A 13,692-nucleotide genomic window follows, 5' to 3' on the forward strand; every position below is an offset into this window, starting at 1 on the left:
GGACGTTTATGACTACTTCGGAGATGTTTACTGATTTTTTGAAAAATTTGGCCATTGATAACGGAACGTCAATTACTTCTAAATATGAAGAAATTACATCCGCACTGAACAAAAAATTTAGGGATACGGAATCTAAAACTGCCAATAGTTTGCAGGTTGGTTCTTATGGTCGTTGGACAGGCATTAAAGGCATTTCAGATCTAGATATGCTTTATATCATGCCAGCTTCTAAATGGAATAACTATAAAGACGGAAAACAATCCAAGTTACTCGATGATACTCGTGACGCGATAAAAGCTAGGTATTCAAACACAGAAGTTAAAAAAGACCGTTTGGTTGTTCAAGTGCTGTATAAGAATTTTACTGTGGAAGTTCAGCCAGTATTTGAACAAGATGATGGTAGTTTCAAGTACCCAGATACATACAACGGTGGTAGCTGGAAAATAACAAAGCCACGCGATGAAATTAAAGCCATGAAAGAGTTTGTGGATCAAAAAAATAAGAATCTTCGTAAGCTTTGCAAAATGGCTAGAGCATGGAAAAACAAGCACGGCGTGGGGATGGGAGGACTTTTAATTGATACTCTGGCATACAATTTTTTAAAATCTAGAACGGATTATGACAACCGGTCAGCCGCATTTTATGACTGGATGTGTCGAGATTTCTTCCTTTATTTGTCCGAAGAGCCAAATAAGGACTATTACCTTGCCTTAGGCAGTAATCAACGAGTAAATGTAAAAAGCAAGTTTCAAAGAAAAGCCAAAAAAACTTATGACTTATGTTGCGATGCCATCGCAACGGGTGAAAATGACTCAGCAAATAAAAAGTGGAAAAAAGTTTTTGGCAGGCCTTTCCCGTCAGCTACGAAGGCAGAAGCAAGATCTATTGCTAAAGCCTTCAAAGATACTGAGCAGTTTATCGAAGATTTGTATCCGCTTGATATTCGTTTCAATCTTAAAATCGAATGTGAAGTCTCGCAAGACGGATTTCGTGTAGATTTGCTGCGTACTATGCTTTCCAGAAAGCTTAAGCTTTCCCCTAAGAAACAACTCAACTTTTATGTCGATGAAATAGACGTACCGGGTGAGTTTACTTTGAAATGGAAAGTCTTAAACCGAGGGGCGGAAGCTGAGCGTAGGGATTGCATTCGGGGTGATATCGTCATTGATAAAGGCTTTAGAGAAAAGCAAGAGAAAACTGATTTTGCAGGGGAGCATATAGTTGAATGCTACGCCATTCAAAATGGTGTTGTTGTTGCGAAAGATAGAGTTCACGTGCCGATTCAGTGAGGTGTATATGGAAAATAATAATTTACTTAAGCATATTTCAGAAACTGGTTACAACGTTGGCTATAGTGCAAAGTTGCATTTTGCTAGCTTTGAAATGATTGAAAAAGTTCCGGGCCTTCTCAGCTTTATTTCACTGGCTTTTGGTGTGTATGCTCTAGCATTTGCAGAACTCTCAACCAAGCTAGCGTCGAGTACACTGCTAGTTTTAGGCATCGTTGGACTCTACATCAGTCTTAAGAATTCTGATAAAAGTGATTTTGAGCAAAAAGGCATCGTATTAACAGATTTGTTTAATGAATTAAAACATTTAATGGCTGAAGTAAAGGAAAATACAAAGTCAGCTCAAGAAGCATCAGAAATACTTAAGGATATCGAGAAACGTTATAACACCTGTTGCGCTTCACACCATCCAATGTTTGCAACCTGGTTTGCTCACTATAAGTTTTTTTGGGAGCAGCAAACTGCTTGGATCGGGGAGTATCGCCCTTTTAGTTTTTGGCGAGATAAAGTGCCACTATCTTTGTGGTTCACAATACTTTTAATAATTATTGGATCAGTTTTCTTTTTTTCTGATATTACGGCCATTATTTGCAGTATACCAACAGCATAACCCGAAGCTGCACCTTGGGTATCAGGGGTTGAAGAGAGATAACGAATGACACAATATACACCCAAATTTCAGGAAGAATACAGTGCAAAGTTACCGGCGCTGATGCTATTGACCAACCTAGGGTGGTCATTCCTCTCTCCTGAACTCGCATTAGCCGCCCGCGGTGGTAAAGTTGATGAAGTTGTTTTACGCCAGGTGCTAAGCAGAGAACTCCAGAAGCGCACTTTTACCTTTGCTGGTAAAAACTACCCGCTGTCTGAAAAGTCTATCGACAACCTGATTGCTGAGGTGTGCAGTCCAGCATTAAACGAGGGCCTATTAACTGCTAATGAGCGCCTGTACAACCACCTGCTGTATGGCATCTCTGTCACTGAGTTTGTGGATGGTAAAAAGGCCAGCCCGACTATTGCACTAATTGACTGGCAAAACCCAGTCAATAACAGCTTTGCATTTACCGAAGAATTTACCGTTACCCGTTCTAGCGGAGTCGAAAGCCGCAGACCCGATATTGTCTGCTTTGTTAACGGTATTCCTCTGGTTGTAATTGAGGCCAAGCGCCCGGATGGCAATTCCAAGAAAGGCCCGACAATTGACGAGGGTATCTCGCAAAGCCTACGTAACCAGCGACATGATGAAATCCCGTCATTGTTTGCCTATAGCCAAATATTACTGTCCATAAACGGAAATGAAGGCCGTTATGGTACCTGTGGCACGCCCGCTAAGTTTTGGGCCGCCTGGCGTGAAGAAGATATCTCCGATGCCGAGATGTACGCTATCAAAAACAAAACGCTCAAAGATGAACAGTTGGCAAGCTTATTCAGCCATCGCCCAGCAAAAGATCTGGATTGGTACCAGAGCTTGACCGCTGCGGGGGAGATTGCTGTGACTGGTCAGGATCAATTACTGATCAGTCTGTTAAGCCCTTCCCGGTTACTGGAGATGACCCGTTACTTCACCTTGTTCGATAAAAAGGCTGGCAAAATCATTGCCCGTTATCAGCAGGTATTTGGTATCAAGCGCCTAATTGAACGCATCAATACCCGAAGTAGCACCGGTGGCCGTGAAGGCGGTGTAATCTGGCACACCACGGGTTCTGGTAAGTCATTTACTATGGTGTTTTTAAGTAAGGCGCTGATCCTGCACGAAAGCCTGAAGCAATGCCGTATCGTGGTGGTGACTGACCGGGTAGACCTGGAAACCCAGCTGAGCAAAACCTTTGCCTCGGGCGGTGAACTCGCCGGTAAAAAAGACAAAGAAGCAGCTATGGCCACATCAGGCAAACGCTTGGCTGAACAGATTGGTAAAGGCACGGAGCGAATTATCTTCTCACTGATCCAGAAGTTTAATACCGCTACCAAAATGCCAGAGTGTGTAAACAACAGCTCTGACATCATTGTACTGATTGATGAAGGCCACCGCAGCCAGGGCGGTGAAAACCATATTCGTATGAAGCAGGCTCTGCCTAACGCTGCCTTTGTCGCCTTCACCGGCACACCACTGTTAAAAGACGATAAGACCACAAATAAGTTTGGCCCCATTGTACATGCTTACACCATGCAGCGCGCCGTGGAAGATCAGACAGTGACGCCGCTGCTGTACGAAGAGCGTATTCCCGACCTGGATGTGAATGAACGTGCTATCGACAGTTGGTTTGAGCGTATTACCGAAGGGCTTTCAGAAGAGCAAAAGGCCGACTTAAAGCACAAGTTTGCCAAGAAAGGCCAAATTTATGGTGCGGATGATCGCATTCGCTTGATTGCTTTGGACATAGCCAACCACTTTGTAAAGAACATCGATGAAGGTTTGAAAGGCCAGTTAGCTTGCGATAGCAAGGCCTCGGCTATCAAATACAAAAAGTATCTGGACGAAGCAGGCTTGTTTGAATCTGCCGTCGTGATGAGCCCGCCGGATAGCCGTGAGGGCAACACCGCTGTAGATGAGGCGACCACACCAGAAGTCACCCAGTGGTGGAAGGACAACGTAGGCAGTCAGGATGAGCAGGTTTACACCAAACACTTGATAGAGCGCTTTGATAAAGATGACTCACTGAAGATACTCATCGTGGTCGATAAGTTGCTCACAGGTTTTGATGAGCCGAAAAACGCTGTGCTGTATATCGACAAACCCCTAAAAGAGCACAACCTGATCCAAGCGATTGCACGGGTAAACCGTCTGCACCCGAAGAAAAAATTTGGCATACTTATAGACTATCGCGGCATTTTGGCCGAGCTGGATACCACCATTCAGAAATATCAGGATCTGGCCTCTCGTACCCAAGGCGGTTACGACATCAATGATATTACTGGCCTCTACAACCAGATGAGTACCGAGTACAAGCGCATGCCACAGCTTTATAAACAGCTATGGGCCATATTCGATGGCGTGAAGAATAAGAACGACATCGAGCAATTGCGCCAGGTACTGGTACCAAAGATTGAAGAGTTCGGCGGCGAGCTGGTTGACGTGCACCTGAAAGTGCGTGAGGACTTCTACGAAGCCCTGACTGCCTTTACTAGTTGTTTGAAGGTAGCGCTGCAATCAGCTACCTTCTTTGAAGACAAAAGCTTTAGTGACCAGGATCGACTCCATTACAAAGAAATGGTAAAGCAATTCTCTAGCTTACGCCAGATGGTACAACAAGATGCGGGAGAGAGGATTGACTACGACGAATACGCTGAGCAGGTAAAAAAGCTACTAGATAAGCATGTGGTGGGTGTCGAGGTTAAAGAACCCGGTGGCGTGTATGAAGTGGGTAAAATGGGGCAAAAGCAACAACCTGAGGACTGGAGCGAAGATAAAACGCGCAACGAAACTGACATTATCAAAACGCACGTAACCCGAATGATTGAGCAAGAGTTACGGGATGATCCCTATGCTCAGGAAGCGTTTTCCAAGTTGCTGCGCCAAGCCATTGAAGAGGCCGAAAAACTGTTCGACCACCCTCTAAAGCAGTATATGCTGTTCCGTGAATTTGAAGAGCAAGTACAAGATAGGCGCTTGAACGACATACCCGATGCGTTTACTGGTAATCGTCATGCACAGGCATATTTTGGTGTGTTCAAGAAAGTGCTTCCTGAGGCCTTGGCCGTGCTTGACAGCCAGGTTCAGGATAAGTGGATAAAAGTTGCCTTTGAAATAGACCAGGCGGTAGAAACCTCTGTCGCGGAAAACTCCATAAACCCACAGAACATCGAAGCGGATATTCGTAAAAAGTTACTGCCGCGAATGTTCCAAGAGTGCAAAGCCATTGGTGGGGGTATGGATCAGGCTAAGAAGATTGTTGAGATGATTGTTCAGATCACTCGTGTGGGCTTGAGTGGGGTTTGATATGAAAATTTATTTTTCTGATTTTTTTGACGTTTCGCCCAAAGAACTAGAGGAATATGGTGCATTTGATCTTTCATTAATCAATGATCTTCCCCTGTTCATTGACCCATTCCTTTTATTTAATAGCGACAAACCGGAGTATAAGAAACTACATGATGACATTATTCAATATGTTGCATTTTTGCGTGCTTGTTCAGAAAAAGAAGGGATCAGCAAAGGTTTAATAAAAGCATGGTTCTTATTCCCAGAAGTAAAACAAACATGGTTTGGATACAGCAAAATTGGTAATGGTGGAAGTGGCCTTGGTCAGAAGTTCGCAAAGTCTCTTAACGAAAACCTGAACACTGTGTTTACGAATTTTGGCACTGAAGAGATTACCAACGGTAGTCACCTTGAGAAGCTTTGCTTAATCAAAGATGGCGTTGGAAGAGATAATATAAGCGACTTCACAACCAATCTTATCAAAAAGTTTTTACTTGATTACACTCAAGAATTCGCTCAGGAGCATATTGATGCTCGTTTTTTATCCACTCATTTAGTTGATAAAGTCGAATTTAACTACAAGACAAGATCATGGATGGCGAAAACCTATACACTACCAATATTTCAAAATGATTATGTACTTTTGACCCCTAAGGACATCCTCACGAAAGATGAAAACTGGATTAATAAGTCTGACATGATTGGTGATTTTAGAGGTGTGCTTGAAAGTATCCCCAATGACCAACTTAGAGCACAGTTGAATGACTATCTAGCCAGGATTCTTCCTGAAAATCCTGATAAAAAAGAGTTTGATAAAGCCGTCGTAAGCTCGATCATAAAATTCCCTCAATATATTGACTATTTTATAAAGCTTAAAGAAGAGAATGGTGACCAGGCTGTTAAGCTTAGTGAGCTAAAGGTAAATGAGACAGAGTATCTGTTCATTCAAAAAGTTAAAGAGCTTGTGAACAGCCTAGAAAAAGATACGACGTTTTATGATCAACCATCAAATTCATTAGACGAAGCGTATCAACGTGTTCTCTTTCTAAAGCAGATGGTAGAAAACAATGATGGTTACAGGTTTTTCTATGTAAAAGGAAATCCAATAAAACGAGAGCAAGACCTTCAGCTCCTATTTAAGCTGACATGGTTTGCTAGTAAATATGATGTAAACGCAGAAGTTAATAATGGTCGAGGGCCCGTTGATTTCAAAATATCAAATGGGAGCAAAGATAAATCCCTTGTTGAGTTTAAGTTGGCTTCAAACAAAAAGTTAAAGCAAAACCTGAAACACCAAGTTGAAATTTATGAGGCTGCAAACTGCACCCATCAGTCAATTAAAGTCATTCTCTTTTTCAGCGATTCCGAGCTTGAATCTGTCAGTAAGGTTATGAGGGAGTTAAAACTAAAAGAGGACAAAGGTTTCGTATTAATTGATGCACGCCCGAACAAAGTATCTGCTTCAAATGTAAGAGACATGTTTGAAGATGACTGATTCAACACGCTTTGAATTCCGCTACAGCGATCATCTTATCCCGTTCGAACGAGTAACGAGAAGGTCAGTCTCAAATAGAATATTAATCAAAGTTCATCCAGATTGCAGGGTTATCGTGTCGAGTCCCGAAGATGCAGACAATGATGCGGTTCTTTCTGCTGTTAAGAAGCGTGGGCGTTGGATATACGAACAGCTTAGGAACTTCCGCGAACAACTTGAATTCATCCCCTCTAGACAATACATCAGCGGTGAGAGCCATTACTACCTTGGAAAACAGTATCTGCTGAAAGTGATTGAAGCACCAGAACAGGTTCAAGGTGTGAAACTACTACGCGGCAAGTTGGAAGTTTCGGTAAGAACAAAGTCCGCTGAAAAGGTTAAAGAGCTACTAACAGACTGGTACAAAGCGCGAGCCAAGGAAACCTTCACCAAGCGGCTCGATACCATGCTGGAACAAGCCCTTTGGGTAGAAGAGCGACCATCGCTGCGTATTCTGGCAATGCAAACCCAATGGGGCAGTTGCTCACCTAATGGGCGAATTGCACTGAATCCTCATTTGGTAAAAGCGCCTCGTGAGTGTATTGACTACGTGATTTTACACGAGCTTTGCCACATAGCAGAGCATAACCACAGCGAGCGGTTCTACCGGCTAATGAGTCAAGTCATGCCAAAGTGGGAAAAGACCAAAGAACGACTGGATGGGATGGCTTCCGTCTATATTGAATGGTGACCAGAGAATGACAAATAGAATACAAGTGCAAAGCGTAGTGAAAATGCAGGAAGTTAAACAGTCAAATTTATCAGATACTGAGTTAGCAACCAGGCTATCTATACGCTACCTAATTTAAATTTTGTTGTTTACACATGCGTCAAATACTTATTCAAAGTTTTATCTGGTATGAACATTAATAAATAGGCTATATTAATATAGTCGTTATTTATGGTTCCTCAACCACTACTCAAAATAATCCATATCTAGCTTCGGTAACTTAATAATTTGTGAACTAACGCCTATCTCGTTATCCATCATTAGGTTAACTAAGAGGTTACCATCAATAAGGACTAATCCCTCAACAGATTTAGCAAAATCAATAGCTTGTGCTGTGTAACCAGACGTAGTTATAAAAATACCACGTTTGGCTTTTTGCCCTGCAAGAGCGCCATAAAATGCTTGTAAATCAGGGCGACCGACGGTGCCTTGCCAGCGTTTTGCTTGTACATAAATTCGCTCTAATCCGAGTTTATCTAACGAAATAATCCCATCAATTCCACCGTCACCTGTACCACCAACACGTTGTAAATCATCACGATGGCTACCATAACCTAGTTTATGTAGCACATCTAGTACAATGAATTCGAAGCGGGTAGGGGATACTTGAAGTAAATTTGCCAGTAAATCAATGGCGACAGATTCACGAATTTCTTTCAGTGCATCGTTTAGACGGTCATCTGGGCTACGAACGTGTTGAGAGTTGTCAGGATTTATTTGTGTATCTTCATCTAGTGGAACTATATCAGGATTCGTTTTAAGTTTTATGTTCATAAAATCAAAAGCTAAGTGGTCAACTTGTTCTTGGGTCAGTGGAAATGGGTTGTTTTTAATCCACTCGAAACCACTTTCAGTTAGGCACCACTTTCCTCGAGATAGGCTTTGTGAAAGCCCTGCTCGTTTTAACCTATCATGAGCCCAACCAGCACGATTTTTATAGACTAATTGGCCACTTGAAATCAGTTCGGAGCGCTGGTTGTCATCTAACCCTAGAATGTCTGCAGCGCCTTCATGAACATCTTTGGCAGCAATACCTTCAGGGTGATGTTTTAAAAAACGTAATATAGGCTCAATAAATTTATCGTAGGTTGGAACTGCCATAGAAACCTTCTATAAGAGATACTTAACATGAATTTCTATACTATGGCATCTAACGTCACAGATGTTAAGTTAGACATTGGATATTTAATTGTGTGTAACTTTTATATTCAGAATTCATGTAAATGTATGTTACTTATTTTTCTGCAAAATTGTAGAATACCTCTATTCCTACTGGGTATATTAGCAAGCAATAATATGAAATTAGCTTTCATGATTGGTACCCGTTTAAATTTCTAAAAGAAAATGTCACCTGCGATGCGAATTGCAAACAACATATAATCATCCATTATCCTCATCAGTCCCCAGTTCTACATTTGCCTGCCAATTATCCATTCCACCAATTGTTCTTCAGTTTTCATCTTCAGGGCATTCAGCCAATCATCTAAAGGAAAACCCAGCATCAAATCATACAAGTACAGCCACATCACTTTATGGCGTAGATCAGAGTCATTGAACTGGTTTAATAGGCTAATCAGCTTATTAGAAAATGAACGTTATCCAATCCTCAGGTACTTGTTAAGAAAGATCCCCCCAGCATTGGGGGGATCTTAGCAGGGGGTTATCGATGATTAAGCTGGTGGCTATTTTCGATAGGAATGACTCCTTCCCCGATAAATGGTGATTTTGGTAAAGTCATCCAGTCAACTCTAGTCGTGGCGTAGCTATGTCTTATGAAAATCATGATACTTTTTTATTGTTGAATTTTCGGTGAGATTTAAAAGCTGGTGCTATTGATACGGAAGGAGGGGGGATGGACTCGGTAATACGTACTTGTAACCAATTTTTAACCTCGCTCTTTAACCAGCGAGGGCTACGTCCCAGTTTGATAGGCTTGTGAAACTCTTCATCTTGTAACAATTTACAAAACCACTTATCTGTTAATCCAGTTAAACGGGTTATAAATATCATATCAACGCATTGGTCATCTAATAAGAGAATCGCTTGAGTGCTCATTATTATCACTGCATCAATCATTTTCACTCATAAGCTACGGCCTAAAATCTATATAAAATGTATTTTTATTGTTGATCCTCTTATCTTCTGGAGGTGCAGTAAATGTTGTTTCTTTAATAATTTCAAGGCCAGCATCACAAAGCGCTTTATCATTTTTTTCGTTTCTATCATCTACAACAGCTGAAATTAATTCTCCATCATCAGATAGTGTCACCTTAATCATGCACTCTTTACCTTTATAGTTTGCTGAATTATGAAAATTAGCACTAACTGATTTTTGGGTTTTTTCTACAAAATTTATTATAGGGCTGCTATCGATGGAAGAGGCGCTTAAAGATCCAGAGAAAAAGAGACTAAAAAGTAGAATAAATTTTTCCATACCAATTAACTTCCTTTTAAATCATATTGTTATTTGTTTTTATGATTGATTTTATTTTTATAATTATAAGCATCAGTTAGAAGATTATACCTAATTAATAACTTGTTGACTGTGTTGATAATAAAAAACGCCATTAAATCTAATTTAATGGCGTTATTAATCTGTGCGTTTAATTTTTAACTTGGCTTGCTTATCGTGTATTTAATTAATCAAACTCCAACACAAAGTTTGCGGAAGCACTGAGCTTGCCGGGTTTTACCTCATCGCCATAGCGATAATATTCAGCTTTTAAGGGAACGTTATTAATACCACTGGCTAAATCAGCAAGTTTTACAAACTGATTATTAATTAAGACGGTATCGCCACTGGAAGGAGATGAAACCACAAAACCGACACCTTTGGCATTATCACTATTACCTTCATTATCGGGTTTGATAATTGTTTTTTGCCCCTCATAACTTGTGGTGTTGTGAGCCATTAATTTTATTTTAGCGGAGGCATCACCTGTGCAATTTATTCTGAGATGATCTTCAGCATATTGATTATCGCGTGGAAAACCGATATCAGAAAATGCAGTAATAGGCATCTTAGGTAAGTTCATCTCAAGATCTGTATTTTCAGCACTGCAAGATGTTGGCGCACTAATAATATTTACAGATAAACGATAACTAAAACCAACTGCCGTTGTTCCACCACCAGAATTAAAGCGATTAATTAATATCGAGCCAATATATTGAGTCGTAAAACGCTGTGATTTAGGGTTATCTTTAGTCGCATAAACAATTACCGTAGCATCTCTTGTATTAAGTTTGGGCGCATTAACAGGGACTTCTTGTCCTGGTTGGCTTCTAAATGAAAGACCAGATTCATTCTCAATAAGAACATAAGCATAATCATCTAAACCGGTATTAGGTTTGCGTACAACATAATATGCAGGTCTGCCGTCAATATCCATATAGTAACTTGGTATAACCCCGCTAGCTTCGCTATATGTTGCATAAGCATAGAACTCAGCACCATCTGGGCAATCTGCGACTGCAACATCAGAGCCATCACGCTTAAATGTAAAACGAGCTACTTCTTGATTCTTTTTAATCATTCCTTTTAGTTCAATGGTGCCACCTCTGGCATCCATCGTGCCATGTTTAATCCCCCCGTTATTGACACAATCAGGAGCCGCATGGCTGTAAAAAGAGAGAGAAGATAAACTAAGAGTAAAAATTAGAAATAGTAATTTATTCATCTTATTTTTTAAGTTAGTCATTTTATTTCCTTATTTACACTCAGTATCTAAAATATATAAGCCATTAGCGGGAGTTTTATTATCAATATCATAGGTTGCATGGCAGCTTTTTTGCTCGCCATTAATTGTCCATGAAACTTGAATATTGCCCTGCGGTTTATTGGCAACAAAATAGAGTTGATGGAAGCTTGCGACTAATTGCGTATCATCGTTATCAATTTCGGCTTTAGCTCCCATTGGGATGGTACTCTTATCCGGAGTTTGTAATGTCAGTAGGAATTTAAATCCTTTTTTAGCATCGAAATCTGCTAACACTAATGCCCCTTTAGTCGGAATAATATTACTAATAATATTGTTCGAGATTTCAGTATTACTTGGGATTGAATTAGTGTTAACGCTAATGCTATTTTTTTGGTAAGGAGACATACCAGAAACAACAGCTAATCCACTATTATTAGTTTTAATAGATTGACCATTAATCACTTCTACACCTGAAGTATCTTTGGTTAAAATTAACGCATTCGTCTGTTGTAATGACGGTGCAAACACCGCGCCATATTGTGTTGCAACTAATGCACCACTAATACCATAGTTGATATTTTGCTTATCTTGCGTATATGAGTAACCGGCATTAACAACAGCACTTTGGGCTTTATAAGAGCCATTTAAACCACCACTATAATTAACACCTTTATTGCCATATCCTTGATAAACATCCCAATTTGCTTGGTTTTTATCACCATAGGTGCCACTTAAACGCGCGGTTTGTAATACTTGGTTATCATTATTGGTCGATATACCGTAATTTGCCCAAATGTAGTTCTCATGCAATGAAAAAGGAATGCTGATATTCATGCTTAAATCGTGGCTATTTTTATTATTATCGTTATAGCGACTGCCATCATAATAAGTGTAATAAACACTATAGTTAATTTTATTAATCGCGCTGTTAAAGCCTGCATTATAAGAATGAACAGTTTTGCCACTCACATACTTATAAATAACAGAATTTAAATTAATTGAAGCATTATTAGAAAATAAAGGCTGGTTAATAGAGAGTGTATACTCATTTTTCAATCCATCGCGTGGATTGTATTTTGTATCCTTGTGCTCCATCGCTTGCGCAAAGTTAAGAAAGTTAGCATCAAAATGACGATAACCAACTAACGAAAGCGTTGTATCGGTTATTGATATATTTTTAGAATAATTTACTCTAAATGCGTTGCCATGCAATAAATCATTGCCATTGTTAGTGGAAGATTTGGCGTAGAGCAAATCGGTAGTGATCGCGCCATAGCTCCCTAAATTTACCCCTGTACCAACACCAACAGATTGATATTTTTCGCCGAGAAGTACACCACCATAAAGAGTGACGTAATCAGTTAAACCATAGAAAGCTTCGGTTTGAACAACATAAGCCCCATCACCACTGTTATTGCCGTCATATTTACCAGTTGAAAAGCTATATTTTATTTCACCTTTTCTTTCAAGATTGGCAATAGAAGAAAAAGGCACAATGAAATTCTTTTCAGAGCCATCGGCTTCAGTCACGCTGACATATAAATCACCGCCACTGTTCATTGGGTAATAATCGGTGATATTAAAAGGACCAGCAGGTACGCTACGCTTATAAATCACTTGGCCATTTTGGGTGATAGTGACAACGGACTCTGTATTGGCAATGCCAGAAACACTAGGTGCATAGGTTCTGTTTTGTGTTGGTGTCATCAATTTATCCGTGACGAGTTTAATACCTCTAAATTTTACTGAATCAAATAGCTGTGAAGAGGAATAGAGATCACCAATCATTAACTCACTATTAATGCTGGTAATTGCTCTAGAAAGAACATTACTTAATGTATTCCATTTTTTATCGCCATTTTCATTTTTCGTCCATGTTGAATAATTATTAAAACGCCAAGGACCTAAATTAACTTGGGTTTGAATATTGCCATAATAACTGTCTGTTGTATTACCATGACTACGGCTATTGAATGAAGATAAGGCATAGTTAACTAATAATGCAGGAATACCTGAATCCCAATTTTTTATTTCATTCTCTTTTAATCTATCTTCGTTAACATATAACTGTGGCAGTGTTAAAACATACTGTTTTCTATTTAAATCTAAATAACCACTTGCATTGTTGATATCGTTGAGATTAATAAAATCACTATTTTTGTTTTTATTAATCACATCATGAGGAAGATCTATGCCTGCTTTATACCACTCTTCAGCTGAAAGACGAGGGGCTAATATTTTATTATTACCCTCATCTTCCATGAGAATAAAATTAAATTCACGGGTTGATATACGATTGTTATTTACAAAAAGTGTTACTGTATAGAGCCCTGGAGCGATGCTATTCTCTCTAAAGACATTGAGATCTTCATTAGTGACTTGTTGTGTGCTTCCTTCAATATTTAATAGGTTGGCTGGATAATAATCGTTTGCTGATATGTTAAAAGAAGCTAATAAAGTACCAACAACAAATAAATGAAGTGATGATTTTTTAAAATAATTATCCATTGTCTTTTTCATAT

The 13,692-nt window shown here is 39.7% G+C and carries 10 protein-coding genes; 5 read left to right on the forward strand and 5 right to left on the reverse strand.

Going from position 1 to position 13,692, the window contains the following annotated elements; translation table 11 throughout:
* The first annotated feature begins 8 nt into the window (after window positions 1-8).
* From D7029_RS01825 to D7029_RS01845, 5 genes are read left to right on the forward strand one after another with little or no spacing between them, the layout of a single operon-like run.
* Window positions 9-1,289, forward strand: coding sequence for an SMODS domain-containing nucleotidyltransferase (locus D7029_RS01825; RefSeq protein WP_194951685.1), 1,281 nt, complete (start codon window positions 9-11; stop codon window positions 1,287-1,289).
* Between the two features lie 7 nt (window positions 1,290-1,296).
* Window positions 1,297-1,899 (forward strand): SLATT domain-containing protein, encoded by a 603-nt coding sequence (locus D7029_RS01830; protein ID WP_099432994.1) that lies wholly within the window; start codon window positions 1,297-1,299, stop codon window positions 1,897-1,899.
* Window positions 1,900-1,944: 45 nt separating this feature from the next.
* Window positions 1,945-5,226, forward strand: a complete 3,282-nt coding sequence (locus tag D7029_RS01835) for a type I restriction endonuclease subunit R (protein ID WP_194951686.1) — start codon at window positions 1,945-1,947, stop codon at window positions 5,224-5,226.
* A 1-nt stretch (window position 5,227) separates the two neighbouring features.
* Window positions 5,228-6,703 carry a hypothetical protein gene (locus D7029_RS01840; protein ID WP_126656750.1) on the forward strand — a complete coding sequence of 492 codons (1,476 nt, stop codon included), beginning with the start codon at window positions 5,228-5,230 and terminating at the stop codon, window positions 6,701-6,703.
* The gene (locus D7029_RS01845; protein ID WP_194951687.1) at window positions 6,696-7,433 is read left to right on the forward strand and encodes a M48 family metallopeptidase; all 738 of its coding nucleotides are present in this window, start codon (window positions 6,696-6,698) and stop codon (window positions 7,431-7,433) included. Before D7029_RS01840 ends, D7029_RS01845 begins: the two co-directional genes overlap by 8 nt.
* 225 nt (window positions 7,434-7,658) lie before the next feature.
* On the opposite strand, the gene D7029_RS01850 is transcribed toward D7029_RS01845, so the two are convergent.
* The 5 genes from D7029_RS01850 to D7029_RS01870 form a co-directional block, all read right to left on the reverse strand.
* Window positions 7,659-8,573 (reverse strand): restriction endonuclease, encoded by a 915-nt coding sequence (locus D7029_RS01850; protein WP_099432990.1) that lies wholly within the window; start codon window positions 8,571-8,573, stop codon window positions 7,659-7,661.
* A gap of 678 nt (window positions 8,574-9,251) precedes the next feature.
* Window positions 9,252-9,527, reverse strand: coding sequence for a helix-turn-helix transcriptional regulator (locus D7029_RS01855; RefSeq protein ID WP_228766770.1), 276 nt, complete (start codon window positions 9,525-9,527; stop codon window positions 9,252-9,254).
* Window positions 9,528-9,561: 34 nt separating this feature from the next.
* Complete coding sequence (locus D7029_RS01860) at window positions 9,562-9,906, reverse strand: cell envelope integrity TolA C-terminal domain-containing protein (protein ID WP_194951688.1); 345 nt, start codon at window positions 9,904-9,906, stop codon at window positions 9,562-9,564.
* 205 nt (window positions 9,907-10,111) lie between these two features.
* Window positions 10,112-11,170 (reverse strand): fimbrial protein, encoded by a 1,059-nt coding sequence (locus D7029_RS01865; protein WP_194951689.1) that lies wholly within the window; start codon window positions 11,168-11,170, stop codon window positions 10,112-10,114.
* Between the two features lie 9 nt (window positions 11,171-11,179).
* Entirely contained in the window at window positions 11,180-13,690 is a 2,511-nt protein-coding gene (locus D7029_RS01870; protein WP_228766723.1) for a fimbria/pilus outer membrane usher protein, read from the reverse strand.
* Window positions 13,691-13,692: the final 2 nt, after the last annotated feature.

Source organism: Proteus vulgaris (genome assembly GCF_016647575.1).
In the GTDB taxonomy this organism is placed as follows: Bacteria; Pseudomonadota; Gammaproteobacteria; order Enterobacterales; family Enterobacteriaceae; genus Proteus; species Proteus mirabilis_B.